This window comes from Nonomuraea cypriaca, from assembly GCF_015645445.1.
In the GTDB taxonomy this organism is placed as follows: domain Bacteria; phylum Actinomycetota; class Actinomycetes; order Streptosporangiales; family Streptosporangiaceae; genus Nonomuraea; species Nonomuraea cypriaca.
The window spans coordinates 73,433-93,587 of the sequence record NZ_JADOGI010000009.1 but is presented as its reverse complement, the minus strand read 5'-3'; the positions used below and the strand labels follow the sequence as shown (position 1 = coordinate 93,587).

21 protein-coding genes are annotated in these 20,155 nt (G+C 71.8%); 12 read left to right on the top strand and 9 right to left on the bottom strand.

The window, feature by feature from the left end:
- Window positions 1-121: 121 nt before the first annotated feature.
- Both ITP53_RS05145 and ITP53_RS05140 read right to left on the bottom strand, forming a co-directional pair.
- Window positions 122-1,000 carry a phosphotransferase gene (locus tag ITP53_RS05145; RefSeq protein WP_195894113.1) on the bottom strand — a complete coding sequence of 293 codons (879 nt, stop codon included), beginning with the start codon at window positions 998-1,000 and terminating at the stop codon, window positions 122-124.
- A 40-nt stretch (window positions 1,001-1,040) separates the two neighbouring features.
- Window positions 1,041-1,316, bottom strand: coding sequence for a hypothetical protein (locus ITP53_RS05140; RefSeq protein WP_195894112.1), 276 nt, complete (start codon window positions 1,314-1,316; stop codon window positions 1,041-1,043).
- 147 nt (window positions 1,317-1,463) lie between these two features.
- Between ITP53_RS05140 and ITP53_RS05135 the strand changes: the two genes are divergently transcribed.
- Window positions 1,464-2,444, top strand: coding sequence for an acetylxylan esterase (locus ITP53_RS05135; protein ID WP_195894111.1), 981 nt, complete (start codon window positions 1,464-1,466; stop codon window positions 2,442-2,444).
- Between the two features lie 52 nt (window positions 2,445-2,496).
- Here the strand turns inward: ITP53_RS05135 and ITP53_RS05130 are convergent, their stop codons facing one another.
- Complete coding sequence (locus ITP53_RS05130; protein ID WP_195894110.1) at window positions 2,497-2,784, bottom strand: HesB/IscA family protein; 288 nt, start codon at window positions 2,782-2,784, stop codon at window positions 2,497-2,499.
- A gap of 148 nt (window positions 2,785-2,932) precedes the next feature.
- Between ITP53_RS05130 and fxlM the strand changes: the two genes are divergently transcribed.
- Complete coding sequence (fxlM, locus tag ITP53_RS05125) at window positions 2,933-4,096, top strand: methyltransferase, FxLD system (RefSeq protein WP_195894109.1); 1,164 nt, start codon at window positions 2,933-2,935, stop codon at window positions 4,094-4,096.
- A 103-nt stretch (window positions 4,097-4,199) separates the two neighbouring features.
- Here fxlM and ITP53_RS05120 read toward each other — a convergent pair whose 3' ends face one another.
- Window positions 4,200-4,661: a pyridoxamine 5'-phosphate oxidase family protein gene (locus ITP53_RS05120; RefSeq protein WP_195894108.1), complete on the bottom strand. Its 462-nt coding sequence runs from the start codon at window positions 4,659-4,661 to the stop codon at window positions 4,200-4,202.
- A gap of 155 nt (window positions 4,662-4,816) precedes the next feature.
- On the opposite strand from ITP53_RS05120, the gene ITP53_RS05115 reads away from it, so the two are divergent.
- Window positions 4,817-5,359, top strand: a complete 543-nt coding sequence (locus tag ITP53_RS05115; protein ID WP_195894107.1) for a DUF4142 domain-containing protein — start codon at window positions 4,817-4,819, stop codon at window positions 5,357-5,359.
- Window positions 5,360-5,520: 161 nt separating this feature from the next.
- On the top strand, window positions 5,521-6,429 hold the full coding sequence (locus ITP53_RS05110; RefSeq protein WP_195894106.1) for a DUF2382 domain-containing protein: 909 nt from the start codon (window positions 5,521-5,523) through the stop codon (window positions 6,427-6,429).
- A 436-nt stretch (window positions 6,430-6,865) separates the two neighbouring features.
- On the opposite strand, the gene ITP53_RS05105 is transcribed toward ITP53_RS05110, so the two are convergent.
- Window positions 6,866-8,569: an exo-alpha-sialidase gene (locus tag ITP53_RS05105; RefSeq protein WP_236050468.1), complete on the bottom strand. Its 1,704-nt coding sequence runs from the start codon at window positions 8,567-8,569 to the stop codon at window positions 6,866-6,868.
- A 258-nt stretch (window positions 8,570-8,827) separates the two neighbouring features.
- Here ITP53_RS05105 and ITP53_RS05100 point away from each other — a divergent pair, with 258 nt between their 5' ends.
- The 6 genes from ITP53_RS05100 (at window position 8,828) to ITP53_RS05075 (ending at window position 15,657) form a co-directional block, all read left to right on the top strand.
- Window positions 8,828-9,733: a hypothetical protein gene (locus ITP53_RS05100; RefSeq protein ID WP_195894104.1), complete on the top strand. Its 906-nt coding sequence runs from the start codon at window positions 8,828-8,830 to the stop codon at window positions 9,731-9,733.
- A 69-nt stretch (window positions 9,734-9,802) separates the two neighbouring features.
- Window positions 9,803-10,060, top strand: coding sequence for a hypothetical protein (locus ITP53_RS05095; RefSeq protein WP_195894103.1), 258 nt, complete (start codon window positions 9,803-9,805; stop codon window positions 10,058-10,060).
- Window positions 10,061-10,124: 64 nt separating this feature from the next.
- Window positions 10,125-11,525 (top strand): FAD-binding oxidoreductase, encoded by a 1,401-nt coding sequence (locus tag ITP53_RS05090; protein ID WP_195894102.1) that lies wholly within the window; start codon window positions 10,125-10,127, stop codon window positions 11,523-11,525.
- Window positions 11,526-11,607: 82 nt separating this feature from the next.
- Complete coding sequence (locus ITP53_RS05085; RefSeq protein WP_195894101.1) at window positions 11,608-13,200, top strand: MFS transporter; 1,593 nt, start codon at window positions 11,608-11,610, stop codon at window positions 13,198-13,200.
- A 26-nt stretch (window positions 13,201-13,226) separates the two neighbouring features.
- Complete coding sequence (locus ITP53_RS05080) at window positions 13,227-14,354, top strand: FAD-dependent monooxygenase (protein WP_195894100.1); 1,128 nt, start codon at window positions 13,227-13,229, stop codon at window positions 14,352-14,354.
- Window positions 14,355-14,625: 271 nt separating this feature from the next.
- On the top strand, window positions 14,626-15,657 hold the full coding sequence (locus ITP53_RS05075) for a fatty acid desaturase family protein (protein ID WP_195894099.1): 1,032 nt from the start codon (window positions 14,626-14,628) through the stop codon (window positions 15,655-15,657).
- On the opposite strand, the gene ITP53_RS05070 is transcribed toward ITP53_RS05075, so the two are convergent.
- Window positions 15,647-15,958, bottom strand: coding sequence for a hypothetical protein (locus ITP53_RS05070; protein WP_195894098.1), 312 nt, complete (start codon window positions 15,956-15,958; stop codon window positions 15,647-15,649). The genes ITP53_RS05075 and ITP53_RS05070 overlap by 11 nt on opposite strands.
- A gap of 149 nt (window positions 15,959-16,107) precedes the next feature.
- Between ITP53_RS05070 and ITP53_RS05065 the strand changes: the two genes are divergently transcribed.
- Window positions 16,108-17,097: a hypothetical protein gene (locus tag ITP53_RS05065; protein WP_195894097.1), complete on the top strand. Its 990-nt coding sequence runs from the start codon at window positions 16,108-16,110 to the stop codon at window positions 17,095-17,097.
- 95 nt (window positions 17,098-17,192) lie between these two features.
- Here ITP53_RS05065 and ITP53_RS05060 read toward each other — a convergent pair whose 3' ends face one another.
- Together ITP53_RS05060 and ITP53_RS05055 are read right to left on the bottom strand one after the other, a co-directional pair.
- A complete protein-coding gene (locus ITP53_RS05060) occupies window positions 17,193-18,164 on the bottom strand; it encodes an aldo/keto reductase (protein ID WP_195894096.1) in 972 nt (323 codons plus the stop codon).
- 14 nt (window positions 18,165-18,178) lie between these two features.
- Entirely contained in the window at window positions 18,179-18,772 is a 594-nt protein-coding gene (locus ITP53_RS05055; protein ID WP_195894095.1) for an NADPH-dependent FMN reductase, read from the bottom strand.
- 103 nt (window positions 18,773-18,875) lie between these two features.
- Between ITP53_RS05055 and ITP53_RS05050 the strand changes: the two genes are divergently transcribed.
- Window positions 18,876-19,733, top strand: coding sequence for a helix-turn-helix domain-containing protein (locus ITP53_RS05050; protein WP_195894094.1), 858 nt, complete (start codon window positions 18,876-18,878; stop codon window positions 19,731-19,733).
- Between the two features lie 125 nt (window positions 19,734-19,858).
- Here ITP53_RS05050 and ITP53_RS05045 read toward each other — a convergent pair whose 3' ends face one another.
- Window positions 19,859-20,128, bottom strand: a complete 270-nt coding sequence (locus tag ITP53_RS05045; RefSeq protein WP_236050456.1) for a pentapeptide repeat-containing protein — start codon at window positions 20,126-20,128, stop codon at window positions 19,859-19,861.
- Window positions 20,129-20,155 lie beyond the last annotated feature (27 nt).

The window sequence follows — 20,155 nt, the reverse complement described above, 5'->3', positions numbered from 1 at the left end:
CCCCCAAGCCCGATCCGACCCTTAGGACACCCTGGGACTCCGGGCCCCGTCCGGCGGTGGCCGGGCGAGGGCCCGCGTGGCGTCGCCCGGTGGATGATCAGAGGTCTCGTCCGGCAGGTGGTCAGGTCTCGTCCGGTGGACGGTCGGGTCTCGTCCGGTGGGTGGCAGGTCTCGCCCGGTGGACGGTCGCGGTCTCGTCCGGTGGGTGGTCGGTGAGGGCCCGCAGGATGCGGTCCGCGTGGGCGGTCACGTACGCCAGGGTCGCCGTCATGTCGTCGGCGACGCCGGCGGCGGCCAGCCGGACGTGGACGTCGTCGCCCGCGGCGGCGCCCGCCAGGATGCCGTCCCGGCTCTCGCGGATCCGGTCACGGATCACGTCCGCGAAGCCCGCCCGTTCGACCGGCCCGTACGCGTCCATGAGCAGCCGCAGCCGCCGTTCCACCTCAGGGGCCGCGCGCCAGCCGATCCGCGCGCACAGCTCCGGGTGGTACAGCGGCACGGTCTGCCATGCCATGAGGGCGAGGTCACGCCGGGGATCGCGGGGGCCGGCCAGATCCCAGTCGATGAAGGCCCGCACCGCTCCGTCACGATGGACGAAGTTGTGCGGGCTCGCGTCGTTGTGGCAGACGACCTTCCCGGGGCCGAGGCGGCCGCCGGACATCCACACCGCGCCGGGCGGCGGGCGGAACCCGGCGACCGCGTCGTGGAAGCGGCGCAGCAGCCGCCCGGCGCTGACGAGCGTCTCATCGGTCCTGGTCCACTCCGGCCAGGGCTCCGCGCCCCCCACCGTCTCCCCGTCCACGTACGACAGCACCTCGCGCCCGTCGCCGTCGATCCCCAGCACGCGGGGCGCCCCGTCGAAGCCTGCGTCCTCCAGGTGGCGCAGGAGGGCGTGCACGGCGGGGGTGGAGGGACGTACGGGGCGCCTGACCGTGTCGCCGGCCCGCACGACGTGAGAGGCCCAGCCCCCGGGGAGCGGCACGGGAACGTCATCCGTCACTCGTAGGACCCTACCCAGGCTTCCGTACGCCTGTGGCGGGTCAGGGGAGTGAGTGGCCCAGGCGGAGGTGGACGCGGTCTCCGTACCGGAGGGTTTCGCGTACCGTCCACACGTGTTCGCCGATGACCGTGCCCCTGGCCGTCATGTAGCCGCCCATCCTGAGCACCGGCCTGCCCGTGTCGTCGCGCATCAGCCGCGCGCGCGACTCAGAGTCGTCGCCGAACAACACCAGGAAGTCGTCCGTGCCGGCGGGGGCGTCAAGGATCAGGCCGGGATGGAGGTGGGAGTACGGGACCTCGATGAGGTGTTCGCTCACGGGCGCCCTCTACCCGCACATCACGGTTTAAGTGGATTCGTCCGGAAGCCGGAAGCCGGAAGCCGGAAGCCGGAGGGGATGCGGGATAGCGCTTTCCTCATGTATGCGATGAAATGTCAGCATCCTTTCTAGAGGCTGGAGACTTTCGTGCCACTGTTCGATCTGCCGATTGACGAGCTGCGCGGCTACCTCCCCGACCGCGACGAGCCCGCCGACTTCGACGACTTCTGGTCCCGTACGCTGGCCGAGGCCAGGCAGCACGACCTGGCCGCCGAGTTCGTACCGTATGATCTGCCCTTCGCCACCGTGGACGTCTATGACGTCTCCTTCGCCGGCTGGGGCGGGCACCGGATCAACGGCTGGTTCCTGGTGCCCCAGGGCGTGCAGGGTCCGGTGCCGTGCGTGATGCACTACATCGGCTACAGCGGCGGCCGCGGGTTCCCGAAGGACCACCTGCTGTGGCCGGCGGCGGGCTACGCGGTGTTCGTGACGGAGACGCGCGGCCACGGCGGGGTCAACCCCCAGAGCCCCGGCACGACCGGCGACCCACACGGTGGCGAGAACCCGCAGGCGCCTGGCATGATGACCCGCGGCATCCTCGACCCCGAGGACTACTACTACCGCCGCGTCTTCACCGACGCCGTACGGGCCGTGGACGCCGCGTCCGGACATCCCGCGGTCGACGGGAGCCGCATCATCGTCTCAGGCGGCAGCCAGGGCGGCGGGATCGCGCAGGCCACGGCCGTCCTGCATCCGTCGGTCAAGGCCGCGCTCATCGACGTGCCGTTCCTGACCCACTTCAGGCGTGCGGTCGAGATCACCGGGCGGGACCCGTACCAGGAGCTGGTGCGTTTCCTCGCGACCCGGCGGGACGGCGCGGACCAGGTGTTCCGCACGCTGTCATACTTCGACGGGCTGAACTTCGCGGCCCGCGGCCAGGTGCCGGCGCTGTACTCGGTCGGCCTGATGGACGACATCTGCCCGCCGTCCACGGTGTTCGCCGCCTACAACCACTGGCAGGGCCCCAAGGAGATCATCGTGTGGCCCTGGAACAACCACGAGGGCGGTGGCGGCTTCCACACGGAGGAGCAGTTGCGCTATCTGCACAAGCTCCTCGCCGACGGCTGAGCGGGCGCCCCGCCGTGCCGGCCCCGTCCGGGCCGGCACGGCAGGAGCCGCATCAGGCCGTCTGCTCGGTGACCATGAAAGACACGCTTCCCTGATCATCGGCTCCGGCGTCGAGTGACTTGTCCTCCAGCACGGTGGCGGCCACGGGGTCGAGGTAGACCCGTGCCCCCTGCGCCTCCACCACCTCGTCGGCGGGTTCGGGGGCGGTGGCCAGCGAAAGGGTCAGGGAGCTCGCGCCTTCGCCCTGGGACGAGATGCGAACCCCGCTCTGAGCAGGCTCGGGTGCGGACGCGGTCAGATCACGAATGGCCTGAGCTGCGTTGGCTGTCAGGGTGAGCACTACGGCTCCTCCTCACGGTCGAGTTCACGAATTGCGTGCCCTTCCCCCTGTTTCTAGGCTCAACCCTTCTTGACCGTTTCTTTACCAACCTTTCCCCGAAGATCTCGTACTGCCCACGCGGCGGGCGACGCTCGTGGACAATGGCCCCATGGACTTCGCGACGCAGAGGCAGGCCATGGTGGCGCTGCTGCGCGAGCGTCGGGCGATCAGCGACCCCGTCGCCGCCGGGTTGCTCGCGGTCCCGCGCCACCTCTTCCTGCCCGGCGTCGACCCGGAGCACGCCTACCGTGACGAGGCCATCGTCATCAAGCGCGACGCCGAGGGCCTGCCGATCAGTTCCTCGTCCCAGCCGGCGATCATGGCCACCATGCTCGACCAGCTCGGTGTCGAGCCCGGGCACCGGGTGCTGGAGATCGGGGCGGGCACCGGCTACAACGCGGCCCTGCTGAGCCACCTCGCCGGGCCTCGCGGCCGCGTGGTGAGCCTCGACATCGACGCCGACCTCGTCGCGGCCGCCGAGCGGCACCTGTCCGCCGCCGGAGCCGGTCAGGTGGAGGTGGTGTGCGCCGACGGTGCCGAGGGGTTCCCAGAGGCGGCACCGTACGATCGGCTGATCGCCACGGTCGGCGTGTGGGACCTGGCCCCGGCCTGGCTGGAGCAGCTCGGCCCGCAGGGACGGCTGGTGGTGCCGCTGGACCTGCGCGGCGTGCAGGTGTCCGTGGCGATGGAGCGCGAAGGCGGCCACTGGGCGAGCCGGTCGGTGGTGCCGTGCGGGTTCATGCGGATGCGTGGGGCGTTCGCCGGGCCGGACGAGGTCCACATGCTGCGCCAGGACGGCGAGCTGACGCTGTGGCTGCCCGAGCCGCGCGAGATCGGCGACGTCCTCACCTCGCTCGACGCCGTGCCCACCGAGATCGACACCAAGGTGGCGGACCTGTCGGCGGCGCCGGTCGCGGGCATGGGGATCGCGTTGTGGCTGGCGCTGCGCGAGCGCCGATGGTGCGTGCTCAGCGGGAAACTGGGCGGCGGCTACGGCGGCACCGTGGCCCTCGTCGAGGGCGACGGCATCGCCTTCCTCGTGGGCGAGGGCACCATGGTCGTCCGCGGTCACGGCGCGGACGGCGCCAGGCTGGCGGCCGAGCTGGCCGGACACGTCAGAGCGTGGGCCGACGCGGGCCGCCCGAAGGCGAGCGACATGCGCCTGACGGCGCACCCGCGCCCCGCCGGCGGCGCGGGCCCCCGGCCGCAGGCGGGCGCGGGGGACGTCATCATCGAGAAACGCCACACCGACCTGCTCCTGAGCTTCCCCTAGCCGCGGCACGACCCACAGCCGCCCTACGGCAGCCGCCCTACGGTGCGGTCCACTGCCGCTCACGCCGTGACCTACCGTGGCTCACGTCGTGATCCGCTGCCACCTACGGCACGGTCCACTTGCCGTCGCGGATCAGGGTCCGGCCCGCCAGTTCGTCGGCCTCGCGCCACGCCTGCAACCGCTGCGGCGTGATCCGGAAATAGTGGTACGCGTTGCTTGCCTTGCGCGGATCGAAGCCCGTCTTCACCGCGAACGCGTCGCCGACCTCGCCCGGGATCTCGGCCGCGGGCGTGGCCTCCATGGTGCCCTCGATGAGCACGACGTCGCGCACCAGCCCGATGGCGAGCCGGACCCTACCGGTGGCCAGCAGGTTGCGGGCCGTCGGGGAGGCGCTGGCCGTCGCGATGAGCACGGTGGCGCCGTCCCAGAGAAAGGACAGCGGCACGAGGTACGGCATGCCGCCGTCCTCCCCGGCCGTCGCCACCCAGGCGTCCACGTCGTGCTCGAGCCGATCCAGAGTGTCCTGCTTGCGTTGTTCCGCGCTGCGCGGCCGGGGCTGGGTCATTCTCGCTGGGTCTCCTGCCACATGGGGATGAGAGTGCTCGTCATTATCCAGCGGCGGGGCGCGGACGCGCCTGTGCGGGTGGGGATGCCGGGTCGCCGGGCTCGTGGCGGTTACTCTCTGTATTGGAGAAGTGTCACGATGTCATAGGAATGCTCATGCGCGCTCGTCTGACCATGTCGCTGGCCGCCCTGGCCGTTGCCGTTCTCCCGGGCTGCGCCGGCGAGACGCCGCCGCAGGGCGAGGCCGTGGCCGCCCGCACCGACACGCAGCCGTCCGAGCAGGACCGGGCGTGGATGCGGGCCATTCACGAGGGCAACCTGGCGGAGGTCCAGGCGGGCCGTCTGGCGGAGGACAAGGGTGCGGCGCGGCGGATCAAGCTGATCGGCAAGATGCTCGTCGAGGACCACACCGAACTCGACGTCAAGGTCACCAAGGCGGCCTCGCAACTCGGCATCCAGCTTCCCACGTCGCCGTCCGCCGAGCAGCGCGCCGAGATCGTCCGCCTGCATGACGCCGTCGGCAGGGACTTCGACCAGGACTTCACCGCCGCCATGATGAAGGAGCACACGACCGCGCTCGCCGCCACGAGGAAGCAGATCGCCGACGGGTCCTCGCCGGTGGTGGTGTCCCTGGCCAGGGCCGCGGCGCCCGTGCTCCAGCAGCACCTGGACGCGCTGCACGAGGGCCACGGCGAGTGACGGAGGCGTTCCGCCCGTCAGGTCGCGTAGCGTCACGGCAAAGGTGCGGAGCGTCGGAGAAGTAGAGGAAAAACTGCCCTGACCGGGTGGGTCCTGTGGTGATTTGAGGGTATTTGTCCCTTTTGAACCAGGACGAACACATCAGGGGGATCGTCGTGGCTATGCAAACAGAAATACGCAACCTACTCGACTGCCATGTGATGGGGTCGGACGGACAGTCGGTCGGCAAGGTGGGCCAGGTCTACCTGAACGATCGGACCGGCGAGCCGGAGTGGGTGACCGTACGCACGGGGTTCTTCGGCATGAAGCAGACGTTCGTGCCGCTGGCCAACGCTCGCCGCTCCGGCGGGGAGATCCGGGTCCCCTTCGACAAGGAGATGATCAAGGGAGCGCCGAACATCGACGTGGACGGCCGCCTGTCCCTGGAGGAGGAGGCCGACCTCTACCGCTACTACGGCATGCAGCCGTCGACCATCCCGCAGCAGCGCATCAGCGAGGGGCGTACCGGAGAGATCCAGCCCGGCGCTCCGACCATGGGCGCTCCGGCGGCTGGGGGTCCGACGGCGGCCGCTCCGAAGCCGGCAGCGGGCGCTCCGAGCACGGGGGAGCGGCTCGCCGGGCCCGCGGGGGAGACGCGCGGCGGCGTCGCGGACGAGCGCGACATCGAGGTGACCAGGTCGGAGGAGCAGCTCAAGATCGGGAAGGAGAGCAAGGAGACAGGCCGCGTGCGCCTGCACAAGTACGTCGAGACCGAGACCGTCCATGAGCGGGTCCCGCTCTCGCACGAGGAGGCCGTGATCGAGCGCGAGCCCATCCGCGAGGGAGAGCCGCTCGGCGGGGCCGACCTCGGCGAGGAGGAGTGGCAGCTGATCCTGCACGAGGAGCGCCCGGTCGTCGGCAAGGAGACCAGGCCGGTCGAGCGTGTGCATGTCTACAAGAAGGACGTGACGCGCGAGGAGACCGTGGAGGGTCAGATTCGCAAGGAGCGCGTGGACATCGACCAGGATGGAGTGACCGGGGAGCAGACAGAGGGGTTCCGCCGGCGCGGCGACGTCCCGCCGGCGCGGTGAGGCGCGGAACCCCCGGGTCACGGGGGCGCAGGGGCGCGCCCCCGTGCGGCCTGCTTGTACCCGGCGCCGAATAAACCGGAATGCGGGCTGAATTCGCCCTGCGGGCCGGCGGAACTCCACCGGGTTTCCCGCCGGATCTTCCAGCGCGATATGAATGCCGCCCAGCCTGTGACGAGATCGTCGCGAAAAGGTCCGGCTGCCACGTCGGCGACTTCGAGGCGGATCCGGCTCTGTGCCGACGGGCCTGGGCTCGCGTGCCGTTGGGCCGCTCACCTGGGCCGAGAGGTGCGCTGAGTAGCAGGGATCCGGAGTGGCGAACTGGTCCGTCAGCGGAGATTCCGAGAAATCCGGTAGTGAATGTCCCTCATGTCGCCAACGATTGCCGTGGTAAATACCCTGCTGTTGTCCGGTCATCAGATATGCGTTGCCCGGATACTCATGAGTAGAGCTCAACTTCGTTCAGCATGGCGCAGGACGGCGCTATTTCCGGGTCGCAATCGGCGGAGGGCGACACGGCGATCTTGACGTGTCTGGCCGTGCGGCCGACCGGGTGGTAGCGGAGGGCGTAGTCGGTCCTGGCGGTGATGGTGACGACCGGCTCACCCCATGAGCGGCCGTTGCGCGAGACGTACACGCGGGCCGAGGCCGGGTGCCCGGGGTGCAGGCTGAGCCCGATCAGGCTGAGCGGGCGGGCCCGGTCCAGGTGCAGCACGTAGTCGCCGCGGCCGGTGCCGACGGCGCTCGACCAGTACGCGGTGCTGCCGTCGAAGGCCGCCTCGGGACGCGTCCTGAGCCGGTAGGGGCCGCGCCAGCGCATGGTGGTCTCGATCGACAGCCGGCCGCGCCGGCGCATGGCGGCCAGGTCCAGGCGGCCGGTGGCGGGCGGCGCGACGGTGAACAGGCGGCGCTTGATCGCGTACCAGCCGCCGTTCTCGAACCGGCCGTGCGCCGGGCAGGCGGTCTCGTTGAGCAGGTCGTCGGGACGTACGCCCGGCAGCTTGCAGTTGTCGAACACCTGGATCAGCCGGTGCGGGCCCACGGCCGCCACGCCGGTGTAGCCGGACGAGCCGTGCGTGTCCCACACCCCGTCGCGGTTGTGGTACGTCACGCGCGGCTCCCGCCACTCCTCGCCGAGCCCGTCGGGGGATACGGCCAGCCAGTTGTCCGGGCGTCCCGCGCTGAGCACGAGCGCCCCGCCCGGCATCAGCAGCAGGCGCGGCGCCACCCCGCGGACCACGCACTCCGGGCCGGGAAAGCGCACCTCGCGCACCGGTGACCAGGTGGCGCCGCCGTCGGTGGAGCGGCTCTGGTGCAGCGTGGAGTACGTCCCGCCGTCGCGGCGCAGCACGGCCAGCAGGCTGCCGTCCGCCGTCTGCGCCATGGCCGCCTCGGTGAAGGCGAACTCCCCGGCAGGGACGGCGATGACACCCCGGCGGGCGAACGTCGCGCCGCCGTCCGCGCTGGCGTACACCTCGGCCTGGTAGGTCGCCGTGTCGCGGTAGCGGGCGTACACGGTGATCAGGATCGTGCCGTCGGCGAGTTGGACCGGCGCGCCGTGCGCGGCCCCGCCGGGCAGCAGGTCGCCCGGCGTGGTCAGCGTCGCCTCCGAGCGCAGCCAGCTCTCCCCGGCGTCACTCGACGACGAGGTCAGCACGCCCAGCCGCGCGGTGTGCGCGCCGGTCATGTCCGGGTAGTACTCGGTGGCGAAGAACCGGCCGTCCAGCAGCTCCACGGGCGCCTCGCGCAGCGGCGTGGAGTCGGCGGGCCCGAACGTCACCCCGTCGTCCTCCGACACGGACGCCTCGTTGGTGAGGGTGACGACCTTGTCCACGTTCGTGGTGTAGGTGGCGATCACCTTCCGCGCCGGCTCGCCGCGCGGCCCCACGACGTCGAGGACCGACACGTTCGGGAACCCCGCGAACTCCAGCCGCTGCGAGTCCGACGGCTCCCGCTCGGCGGGCGGTGGATTGGGATGAATCCAGCCCAGTGAGGAATCAGTGGCGATGAGGTAAGGCTGGTCGCCGGCGGGCTGCTGGGAGTGCTCCGGCAGCACGCAGTAACCGGCTCCCGCCTGGGTCGCTTGGGGCGGCACCGGCAGTCCTGCGGCGAGCGACACGGCCGCGACCACGGCTCTGGGCATCCGCACGTGGCCTGCTCCTCACCTGTGACGCACGCTGACCCGACCGTACGGACTTTAGATCACCAGCCCCAGGAAACACGGTATTCACCTGCGGGAAGCCGCGGGTTCATCAGCGGCGCCGATCGGGAGGGCAACGAGCCATACCAGATTCGTAAAGTGACAGTTGACAGAAATCCGGCTCATGACGACGATCAGGACGGCACTATTAAGTGTGAATTTACGGAGACCGATGGCCCACGGGTCAGGAGGTGGCCTCAGATGAGCATCGAGCCAAGGGCTGAGATTGCCCCAGAGCGCGTGCTACCTGTCTGGGAAGGCACGGTGCCCGTGGCGCCGGAGACGGAGGCACAGCAGCGGGTGGTGCACCGGATCTGCACCAGAGTCGCGCCCGACGACCTGGAGATCGGCGTCGCCGAACTGCCGCCGGGCGGCCTGCAGGTGTGGATCGACACCCCGATGCCGGTCGGCGGGCGGGAGTCCTGGGTGCTCCACCACCGCATGGCCAGGGAGGTGTCCCTGGTCGGCTGGCACTGTGAGGCCGACGCAGACCGCCTGCTGGTCCTCGGCTGGAGCGCCGCCTGCCTGCACAACCGCGTACGGCTGCTGCAGAGCGGCCTGCGCAGACTGTCCGACTTCGAGCACACCGCCCAGCGGGCCGTGCAGCTCGAGGGCCAGAACCCGGACGACCAGCCCGCCGCCGAGGTCGTGGCCGCCACGCGCGCCTCGATCGAGCGGCGGCTGCGCTGGCCGGAGCGGCTGGCCGAGCTCGACGGGTACGACCGCGGCTCTGGTCTGCCGCACCTGCAGTTGCTCCTGGCCCAGGTCGTGGGCCTGGAGGCGAAGGTCGCAGGCGCCTGCGAAGAGCACCTCGTCATGGCACGGGTGCTCGCCGGGGCCGTCTGCGAGCAGTACGCGCGGCACTCGGACCTGCGCCGCGCACAGCGAGACGTGCTGGCAGAGTCACGCCGATGGGTGCACGCCAGCTCCATGATCCGTGGCTCGGCCACCGCACGGCCGAGCTCTTCCGGCGGCAACCGTCCCCACATGGGGCTGGCGGAACGCCGGATCGCCGCGAGCGTCATCAACCACGGCACGTCGCGGGGGACCCCCGCGGCCGTCACCCCACGGGCCGGCCACCCCGGCTCCGCGGAGGACACGCCCTGACCTCGATGCCGCTCAACGGCGAGCGGTCGCCCGGAAAACCCGTACGAATCCGGTAGGAGAGCCCCCGTCATGCGAACCCCACCGCACCTGCCCGCCCGCACCAGGCACGACAGCCGAGAGACCGACACCGCCCGCGCCCGCCGCCACCCCTACGGCCGGCACGAGATCCCCGTGCAGGCGGCGCCGCCCGGCACGCTCGACCTCCCCGCGGCCATGCCCCCCGACGACGGCCCCGAGATGTACGTCGAGCAGCGGCTGCTCGGCATCAGGGACCTGTCCGCCCAGGCCATCGGCTCCATCGACGACCTTCTCCAGCACACCGTCTGACGTGTGCCCCAGCCGGCTCGGACCGGAGCCGGCAGAGCGATATCGCACCTTCCGAAGGAGAGTCATGCAGGGACTATCGCGAGTGGAGCTCAGGCCGCGCGAGGTCGGGGGCCACCAGCCGCGCTCCATAGCGGGCACGGAGACGCCGCACACGCTCGACGAGGTACGCGCGCTCGTACGCCGCGCCATGGCGACCAACCGCCGCCTCTACCCGGTCAGCACCGGCAGGAACTGGGGCATGGGCTCGGCCATGCCGGTCACCGACGACAACGTCGTCGTCGACCTCAGCGGCATGAACCGCATCCGCGGCCTCGACCTGGACGCCGGCTACGCGATCATCGAGCCGGGCGTGACCCAGGCCCAGCTCGCCGAGGAACTGCGCGACACCCCGTGGATGCTGAACGTCACCGCCTCCTGCGCCGACACCTCGGTCATCGGCAACGCGCTGGACCGCGGCGACGGCTGTGTGCGCTCACGGGTGGAGGACGTGGCCGGGCTGGAGGCCGTACTGGCCGACGGCAGCGTGGTCACCACCGGCGGGCTCGACCCGGCGGGACGCTACCACGGCCGGGTCGCCGGGCCCGACCTGACGCCCGCGTTCGTCCAGCACAACCTGGGCATCGTCACCGCCATGGCCGTCGCGCTGGTGCCGCGCCCGCAGACCATCGGCCTCGTGCACGGCCGCATCCAGCGCGACCAGGCCGGCGTCACGCTGGGCGCGATCACCGGCTTCATGCGCCGCGGCAACCCGGCCGACGGGCTGCTGCGCGTCCGCGAGCTGTCGCTCACGCCGGACCACGGCGACTGGACGCTGCCGCCGGGCGTCGACCCCGCTCTGTTCACCGTCATGGGGCCGCTGCTCGGCAGCGACGCCACCGTCGAGCTGGCCGAGGAGCTGCTGCGCAAGGCGCTGATCGAGGTCGAGGGCGCCGAGGCGGTGCGCGTGGTCGACGCGACCGAGGTCGACCAGGGAGACCCGCTCTACCCGCGGGCGCTCATGGCGCAGGGCATCCCGACCTGCATCGGCGTACGCAGCGCGCTCGGCGTCACCTCCTGCGACCAGATCGACGACGGCGCCATGGGCTTCCTGGCGCTGCTGCCGCTGATGCCGATGCACGCGCGCAGGACCGAGCACATCCTGACCGCGCTCCAGACGGCCGTCGACCGGCACACCACCGCCCTGATGATGGAGTGGAACCTCGTCAGCAGGCACCGCGCCAACGGCGTCATCCAGATCTTCTTCGACCGGGGCACGCCGGACGCTCCCTACCGCGCCCACCAGCTCCGCAACGACGGCAACTGCCTGCTGCGCGGGCACGGCTGCGCCATCTACCGCTCCGACATCGACCACGCCGCCGCCGACGTCTGGTCGGAGACGAGCACCGCCAGCCTCGGCATGCTGCACCGGCTCAAGACCGCGCTCGACCCGGACGGTCTGCTCTCGCCCGGCCGTTACGGCGCCTGACCCTCGTACGACCTCCGCCGCCCGCACAGCCGGAATGTGCCGGCCGGCGGAGACCCACTGAGACCTTCAAGGAGGTGACCACGTGCGTTCGTCACCAGCGGCCGTTGGGGGGACGAGCACGGCCGGTCCGAGCCGCCGTCACGGTGTGATGCTGCGGCTGGTCGGCGCCGGTGTCATGTTGACGGTGATGGCCGACACCACGGCCACCACCCTGGCCGTCGGAGTCTTGCGGTACACCCCCGCGGGCTCCGGCATGCCCCTGGGCGACCTGGTCTGGCTGACCAGCGCGGCGTTCATCCCGATCGCGGCGCTGCTGGCCACCGCGGGCCGCTGGGCGGACCTGTTCGGCCGCCGCCGCGTGCTGGCGGTCGGGCTGGTGGTGTTCGTGCTCGGCGGGATCGCCACGGTCACCGTGGAGCCCTGGTCGTACGTGCTCGCCGCGAGGGCCGTCCAGGGCGCGGGCGCCGCGGCGATGATCCCCGCCAGCCTCGGGCTGCTGCTCGGAGAGCTGCCGGAGTCGCAGCGGCGCGGCGCGATCGCGCTGTGGAGCTCCGCCTCCGGCCTGGGCTGCCTGCTCATGCAGGCGGGTGGCGGCTGGCTGGCCGCCACCGCCGACTGGCGGTTGCTGTTCGCCCCCGACGTCGTCATCGGCGTCGTCCTGCTGATCGCCTGCGCCGCGCTCCCGCCGGGCAAGCGCGCCGCCGCCAAGGGCGTGCCCGACGTGCTCGGCGCCTGGCTGCTCGCCGCCGGCATCGCGGTCATCGTGCTGGCCATCTCCAAGGCCATGGCCTGGGGCTTGGACGTGGTGTGGCTCGCGGTGGCCGCGCTCGCCCTGATCGGCGGCGCGCTCGCACAGGCCAGGCACCACCGCATGCCCGCGATCGACCTCGCACTGTGGCGCCGGCCCAGGTTCGTCTGGGGGTGGCTGGCGACCTGGTGCTTCGGCGCGTTGTCGTACGGGCTGCTGACCGTACAGCCGCTCTACCTGCTCCACCTCGGCTACCCCATGCTGGAGGTCGCCATGTGGCTGACCCCCACGTCGGTGGCCGTCGTCGTGACGAGCTTCGTGGCCGGGCGCCTGGTGAAACGGGTCGGCCCGTACGGCCTGATCTACACGGGCTCGCTGCTGTGCGGCGGCGCGTGTGTGCTCGTACTGACGCAGGCCGGGCCCACCATTTGGGGCCTGATCGCCAGCGTCGTGGTCGGGATGGGCGTCGGCGCGCTCGCGCCGGGCACGTCCGTGGCCACCACCCTGGCCGCCCACCCCCACCAGTACGCCTCCGCCGTCGGCGCCGGCACCATGGCGCGCATGGTCGGCGGGGCCGTGGGTGTCGCGGTCGTGTCGGTCGTCATCGACCACCCCTTCATGACCGGCCCCTTCGCCGGCCTGGCCGGCGCGCTCGCCATGTGCGTGGCCTTCTCGGTGCTCAGCGGCGCGATAGCACTCACCAAGATCACTCGTCTCCGGCCGGACCCGGGCGACGAGATGATCAAGGTGCCGCGCCGGTTGCTGCTGGAGTTGCGCATGACCCTCGCCACCGTCGCGGCGGAGGCCGACGCGTTGCTGCCGGCCGAGCCCCGCACACCCCCCATGGTCCCCCCGAGGGACTCCGTGCCACGGCCACGGGCGGCCGATCCCGGCCCGCTCGCCGGCACCCGCGGGCACACGAACTAGATCAACCATTCAGAAGGGCTCTCGTCATGGCAACCACATCGTGCGACGTAGCCATCGTCGGCGCCGGGCTCGGCGGCTGTTTCCTGGCATTGTTACTGGGCCGCCGCGGCCACCACGTCGTCGTCATCGAGCAGGGACCCTCCATCCCGAGCGCGGGCGCCGACTTCCTCAAGCCCCCAGCCCTGCGGGTGCTCGCCCGGCACGGGCTGGCGGACCTCACCGGGCGCCATGGCCTCAGACGTGACGTCATCCGCTACTACCACGACGGCGACCCCATCCAGGAGGCCCGCTACCCCGAGGGCGGCTTCGTCATCCGCCCCTACCACGAGCTGGTCGAACTCATCTACGCGAGCTGCGCGATGCAGGGCGTGGAGTTCTGGTTCGACGCCGACCTCGACGACATCGCGACGCGTGACGGCCGCGTCGAGGAGCTGACCCTCGCCGACGGCCGCAGGCTCCACGCCGGCGTCGTGATCGGCGCCGACGGCAGCAAGTCCGCGGTACGCCAGGCGCTCGGCATCGAGCAGTGCGTGATGCCGTACGAGCGGCTGCTGATGCGGGTGGCCACCGTGCCGCTGAGCGCCAGCGTCGCCCAGCTCAACCGGCTCTACTTCAGCTCGGAGGGCTGGCTCGCCTACTTCTACCCGATCAACAGGGACCAGGCCAGGGTGTTCGTCGGCCTGCCACCCGAGGACGACAAGGAGATCTTCCAGGACGGCATCCCCGCGCTGCTCGACGAGCTCAAGAAGTTCGTCACCGACAGCTCCGACGTCTTCAACGCGCTCCAGCTCGCCACCTGGCAGCGGATCAAGGTCTCCTCGCTGCGGGTGTCGGCCTACCACCAGGGCAACGCGGCCCTGCTGGGCTCGGCGGCGTTCGCCTGCCACCCCATGACGGGCATGGGGATGAGCTACACCCTCCACGACGCGGAGATCCTGGCCGACGTGATCACCACGGCGGGCGGGGACGGCGAGCTGCTCGACCGGCTGCTATACGCCCGTTACGAGCCCCGCAGGCACGCTCACCGGGAGCTCATCGACTACGGCGACTCCCTGGTCGCCGCCTTCAGTGACCGGGACGCGTACCTCGCGGCCTTCCGCCCCGACCTGCACGTCCACGGCACGCCCGCGGAGACCGCCCCGCACCTCGTCTGAGCCGGCGCCCCCGCCGCCCGCCGTTCCCCAACCTGGCGAGGCCGCCCGGCGCCTGCTGAGTGCGACGGGCCGGCCCGATCCCAGGCGGCGGGGGCTCCTTCCCGGCCTCAGCTCCCTTCCTGGCCTCGGCTACTTCCCGGCCTCGGCACGGCGGTAGGGCCTGCACTACCACGAGGACGGGTGACAGCGGGGGTCCGCGTGGGCCCGGCTCTCGCGATGCTGGTGAGTGATCTCATACGACTCGTCGGCATCGGAGAGCAATGTGACTGTGGTGGGGACGGCCCGTGTCCGGGCATCGGCGGAAAGGGGGAGCGACTTCGCGCGGCTGTCGCGCCGCATCGCACGGGAGGGGCTGCTGGACAGGCGGCCCGGCTATTACGCGGTCAGGATCGGCCTGGTGGCCGGCCTGTTCGCGGGCACCTGGGCGCTGTTCGCCGTCGTGGGCGACTCCTGGTGGCAGATTCCGGTCGCGGTGCTGCTCGCCGTGGCGTTCGGGCAGCTCACGCTGCTCGCGCACGACCTGGCGCACGGGCAGATCTTCCGGTCGCGGCGCACCAGCAGGCTCGCCGGGCTGTTGGTGGGCAACCTGTCCGTCGGGCTCAGCTACGGCTGGTGGATGGACAAGCACACGCGCCACCACGCCAACCCCAACCACGAGGACCACGATCCCGACGTCGCGCCCGACATCCTCCTCTGGTCGGAGAAGCAGGCCGAGGCCAGCCGGGGCATACCGCGATTCATCGGCCGCTGGCAGGCGTTCCTGTTCTTCCCGATGCTCACCCTGGAAGGGCTGAACCTGAAGGTGGCGAGCTTCCGCGGGCTGAGCAGGAAGTCGCTCAAGAGCAGGAAGGTCGAAGGGCTGCTGCTGTCCGCGCACGTGCTGGCGTACCTGGGGGCGCTGTTCCTCGTGTTGCCGCCCGGCAAGGCGCTGCTCTTCCTGGCCGTCCACCAGGCGTGCTACGGCGTCTACCTGGGCTGCACGTTCGCACCCAACCACAAGGGCATGCCGGTCCTCACCGCCGAGGACGAGCTGGACTTCCTCCGCCGCCAGGTCCTGACCTCCAGGAACGTACGCGGCGGCCACCTGGTCACGACCGCGCTCGGCGGCCTGAACTACCAGATCGAGCACCACCTGTTCCCGAGCATGCCCACCGTGAACCTGCGCAAGGCGCGGCCCATCGTGCGCGAGTACTGCGCCTCGCTCGGCGTGGACTACGTCGAATGCGGCCTGTTCGCGTCGTGGGGGCAGGCCCTGCGTCACCTGCACGAGGTGGGCCGTCCGCTGCGCGCGGTCAGGACGTGACGACCAGCTCAAGCCCGTCGAAGTCCTCCTCGACCTGATGGCCGGCGTCGGCCAGCACCGTCCGGAGCGCCAGCTGGACCGCGCTGCGGACGGTCGCGTACTTGACCAGCCGGTCGCTCGACGCGCCCCAGGTGACGACCACACCTCGCGCGGGATCGTGCCACACGCCGAGCCCGCCGTCGGCCGGCATCAGCGACGGCTCTATGGTGAAGCCCGCGTTCGTCAACTCCTGCCGGACCATCCGCTCCAGGTCCGGACCAGCGATCGAGGCGCTGTCCATCCCGACCCACTGCCCCGGCACGCGGCCGATGAACCTCCTGGACCATAACGATGTCCGGCGGTTCCGCCCGTGAGGGGCGAATCCCCCCAACGTGAAAGGATCGTCCTTCCATCGGCTCCGGCTGGGCGCGTCCATCCCGATCGGGGCGGCTCTGATGGGGAGGCAGCGGAATGCGGGTTGAGCAGGCCAGACAGGTCGCCCGGCGGTGGGTACGCGAGGAGGGGGCCGCGTTGCCCGGCTTCGGCGGGGCGTTCCTCACCGGGTCCGCGCTGTGGGCGCCCGGGGACGCCGAGCTTTCCCCCGCCTCCGACGTGGACGTGATGGTCGTCGCCGACCCGCCCGCCAGGATCGGGAAGTTCGGCTATGAAGGAGTGCTGCTGGAGGTCTCGTCCGTTCCCGCGCTCGGGTCCGCGCACGATGTGCTGAGCGACTACCACCTGGCCGGCAGCTTCCACCTCCCGTGCGTGCTGGCCGACCCGTCGGGGCGGCTGACCGAGCTCCAGCGGGTGGTGGCCCGCGACTTCGCGGAACGGCCCTGGATCCTGGCCCGCTGCGCCGGCGCCATGGACCGGGTGCGCGGCTTCATCAACGGCATGGACGAGTCCGCGCCGCTGCCCGCCCAGGTCACCTCGTGGCTCTTCGGCACCGGGGTGACCACCCACGTCCTGCTGGTCGCGGGGCTGCGCAACCCCACGGTCAGGCGGCGGTACGCGGCCGTGCGGGAGCTGCTGGCCGCCCACGGCCGGCTGGACCGCCACGAGGAACTGCTCGATCTGCTGGGATGCGCGTCGATGAGCCGGGCGCGGGTGGAGCGGCACCTGGCGGCTCTGGAGAAGGTGTACGACGCCGCGGCGGCCGTGGCGGCGCCCGCCTACCGGTTCGACTCGGACGTCTCCGCCATGGCGCGGCCGGTCGCCATCGACGGCAGCCGCGAGCTGATCGAGCGCGGACTGCATCGGGAGGCCGTCTTCTGGCTGGTGGCGACGTACGCGCGGTGCCTGGCCAAGCGGGCCCTGGCGGGGGAGTCCGGATACCAGGACGCCTTCCTGGAGCTGCTGGCCGACCTGGGCGCCGAGACCTTCGCCGACCGGAGGCGGCGAGGGGATCGTGTGCTCGCCGCACTGCCGGGCTTGTGGCGAACGGCCACGACACTGTGCTGACCGCCGCCCGTGCCGCCCGCGGTGGCGCCGACCGCGAGCTTTCTCGCCGCCACCCCGGCCGTCCCCCGGCACGCCACCACGAGCGGGTGGGGTGGTCAGCGGCCGTCGAGCAGGTGGACGGCGTCGCCGTAGACCTCCGGGCTGATGTCCACCGCCTCCACGAAGTCGCGGGGGAAGCCCGGATCGAACGGCACCGCGGACTCCAGCCGCCGAACCGCCTCCTCGGGCAGCGCCAGGCCCGACGCGCCCACGTCGTCCTTGAGCTGCTCGGCCGTGCTCGCCCCGACGATCGGGTGGGCGCCGCGCGCCATGATCCACGCGAGCGCCACCTGCGCGGCCGTGACGCCCAGCTCGCCGGCCACCTCGACCACCGCGCGCCCCATGGCCCGCTCGCGCTCACCCAGGTCGCCGGCCACCGCGCCGGGGGTGTCGTACCGGCCGGCCAGCACGCCGTGCGCGAGCGGTCCCCACGCCGCCACGCTGATCCCGAGTGCCCGCGCCATCGGCAGCAGCTCCCGTTCCGCGTCCCGCCGCAGCAGGCTGTACGGCACCTGCAACCCGGCGAACGGCGTCCACCCACGCCAATCGGCCAGCGTGTTGGCCTGGCTGACCAGCCACGCCGGAGCATCCGACATGCCCACGTAGAGCACCTTCCCTGACCGGACCACGTCGTCCAGCGCCCGCATCGTCTCCTCGATCGGAGTGTGCCGGTCCCAGACGTGCACCCAGAGCAGATCGAGGTAGTCGGTACGCAGCCGCCGCAGGCTCTGCTCCAGCGACCTGACGAGGGCCCTGCGGTGGTTGCCGCCCGCGTTCGGGTCGGTGCGGTCGATGGTGGGCGTGTACTTGGTGGCCAGCACGAAGCGGTCGCGGCGGCCCTGGAGCAGCTCGCCGACGACGCTCTCGCTGTCGCCGTACATCGCGGCGGTGTCCAGGACGTTGCCGCCGGATTCGGCGTACGCGTCGAGCAGCCGCCGCGCCTCCGGCGACGCCTCCTGCCAGCCCATCGTGCCGAGGAACAGGTCGGACACCCTGAGGCCGGTGCGGCCCAGCAGACGATAACGCATCACATTTCTCCTTCTCATCCTTGGTACGGAGTGGCGAGCCTGGCGTCCCGCAGCGCCCTGCTCCACCAGCCGAGCTGGTCGAGCAGTGCCTTGGCCGCGCCGTCCGCCTCCTCGGAATCGATCAGCCGGCCGTCGGCGTCGAACCTGGTCCAGTGGTTGTCGAAGCTGATCCAGTTGCGGATCGGCACGGCGTGCAGCTCGCCGAACACCTGCCGCAGGTGCTCGGCCGCGCGCAGGCCGCCGCCGAAGCCCCCGTACGAGATGAGGGCGACCGGTTTGGCCTGCCATTGCGTGACGTGCCAGTCGATCGCGTTCTTGAGCGAGGCGGGGAAGCTGTGGTTGTACTCCGGGGTGACCACCGCGAACGCGTCCGCCGCCGCCAGCCGCCCGGCCAGCCTCTGGAGGTCCTCCGAGCGCCGGTCGACGGCGATCAGCTCCTCGGGCGTGGCGGGCAGCACGGCAGGCAGCGGGGCCTCGGCCAGGTCGATCACGTCGAGGTCGAACAGTCCGTGCAGGCTCGCCCGTTCGGCGAACCACCGGGTGACCGTGGGGCCGAAGCGCGCCTCGCGAACGCTGCCGGTGATCACTGCGAGTTTCATGTTCGTCATGGGTCCAACCTCGCGGCGCCGGCGGCGGCGGAGGAAGACCGCGCGGAGACTGGCCCCGGCAGGGACACGATAACGGCGGGGCGGCCCCGGTAAAATCGGCGCCGTGAGCGACAACGACCTGGGAGCCTTCCTGCGGGCCCGCCGCGAAGCCGTCAAGCCCGCCGACGTCGGGCTGCCCGACGGCCCGCGCCGGCGCACACCGGGGCTGCGCAGGTCGGAGCTGGCCACGGTGGCAGGGGTGAGCGTCGAATACCTGACCAGGCTGGAGCAGGGCCGCGACCGCAACCCGTCCATGCAGGTGCTCGCGACCCTCGCCGACGCCCTGCGGATGAGCCCGGAGGAGCGCACCCACCTGCGCTTCCTGTCCAAGATCACCAGCGGTGCCATCGGGCTGTGCCCGATGGCGGGGCAGACGCCGGCCCGCACGGTCCGGCCGACCGTGCGCGCGCTGCTCGACCGGCTGGAGCCCGCCCCGGCCGTGCTGCTCAACCGGGTAGGGGAGGTGCTGGCCCGCACCAGCGGCTTCGAGCGGTTGTTCGGCCCGGTCGGGCTGCTGGACGGCGACCCGCCCAGCACGACCAGGTTCGTCTTCGCCGACGAGCGGGCCAAGGCCGCCTATCCCGACTGGGACCGGGTCGCCGACGAGCACGCCGCCGCGCTGAAGCTCGAATCCAGCACCGGCGACCCCTATGCGGCCGAGCTCATCGCCGATCTGACGTTCGCGGCGGGAGCGCCGTTCGCCGAGCGGATGGCCGGGCCGCCGACGCCGCCGCTCATGGCCTCCGTGCAACGCCTGGCGCACCCGGCGGCGGGGGAGTTGCGCCTGGCGCGCGAGCTCCTCGACCTGTCCGACGGCGAGCAGCGCATCCTCGTCTACCTGCCGGCCGACGCGGCCACCTCCGCCGCCCTCGACCGCCTCACCGGCCGCCACCCCGGCGCCCTGCGAGTCGTGACGGCCTGACCGGCCCACCGGCCGCCCAGGCGCCCTGCGGGCCGGGGCGATCTGACCGGCTCATGGGCCGCCCCGGCGGGGCGATTTGACCGGATCATCGGCCGGCTTCCGCGGGTTGCGACGGCCTGACCGGGTCATTCGCGGACGATCAGCCCCAGCGCGGCGGCCACCACCGTCGCCTGGAAGGGGTCGATGATCGCGTCCTTGAGCGTGACCGTGTGCGGGTCGAGCGTGCTCAGGTCGCTCCCGCGCAGGTCGCACTTCGTGAGGTCGGCGCCGTGCAGCCACGCGCCCGACAGGTCCGCCCGGCGCAGCTCGGCACCCTCCAGCCGGGCCCCGGTCAGGTCAGCCTCGCGCAGCCGGGTGCCGTGGAAGGCGCTGCCCCGCAGATCCGCGCCGGGCAACCCGACGCCTGGGCGAATCCCCGAACA

What these genes read in the sequence shown, in the direction of transcription:
- ITP53_RS05055 (WP_195894095.1), bottom strand. Translation starts at nt 18,772, where the DNA reads ATGACGAACATGAAACTCGCAGTGATCACCGGCAGCGTTCGCGAGGCG.
- ITP53_RS05120 (WP_195894108.1), bottom strand. Translation starts at nt 4,661, where the DNA reads ATGACCCAGCCCCGGCCGCGCAGCGCGGAACAACGCAAGCAGGACACT.
- ITP53_RS05110 (WP_195894106.1), top strand. Translation starts at nt 5,521, where the DNA reads ATGCAAACAGAAATACGCAACCTACTCGACTGCCATGTGATGGGGTCG.
- ITP53_RS05095 (WP_195894103.1), top strand. Translation starts at nt 9,803, where the DNA reads ATGCGAACCCCACCGCACCTGCCCGCCCGCACCAGGCACGACAGCCGA.
- ITP53_RS05100 (WP_195894104.1), top strand. Translation starts at nt 8,828, where the DNA reads ATGAGCATCGAGCCAAGGGCTGAGATTGCCCCAGAGCGCGTGCTACCT.
- ITP53_RS05080 (WP_195894100.1), top strand. Translation starts at nt 13,227, where the DNA reads ATGGCAACCACATCGTGCGACGTAGCCATCGTCGGCGCCGGGCTCGGC.
- ITP53_RS05105 (WP_236050468.1), bottom strand. Translation starts at nt 8,569, where the DNA reads ATGCCCAGAGCCGTGGTCGCGGCCGTGTCGCTCGCCGCAGGACTGCCG.
- ITP53_RS05090 (WP_195894102.1), top strand. Translation starts at nt 10,125, where the DNA reads ATGCAGGGACTATCGCGAGTGGAGCTCAGGCCGCGCGAGGTCGGGGGC.
- ITP53_RS05115 (WP_195894107.1), top strand. Translation starts at nt 4,817, where the DNA reads ATGCGCGCTCGTCTGACCATGTCGCTGGCCGCCCTGGCCGTTGCCGTT.
- fxlM (WP_195894109.1), top strand. Translation starts at nt 2,933, where the DNA reads ATGGACTTCGCGACGCAGAGGCAGGCCATGGTGGCGCTGCTGCGCGAG.
- ITP53_RS05060 (WP_195894096.1), bottom strand. Translation starts at nt 18,164, where the DNA reads ATGCGTTATCGTCTGCTGGGCCGCACCGGCCTCAGGGTGTCCGACCTG.
- ITP53_RS05065 (WP_195894097.1), top strand. Translation starts at nt 16,108, where the DNA reads ATGCGGGTTGAGCAGGCCAGACAGGTCGCCCGGCGGTGGGTACGCGAG.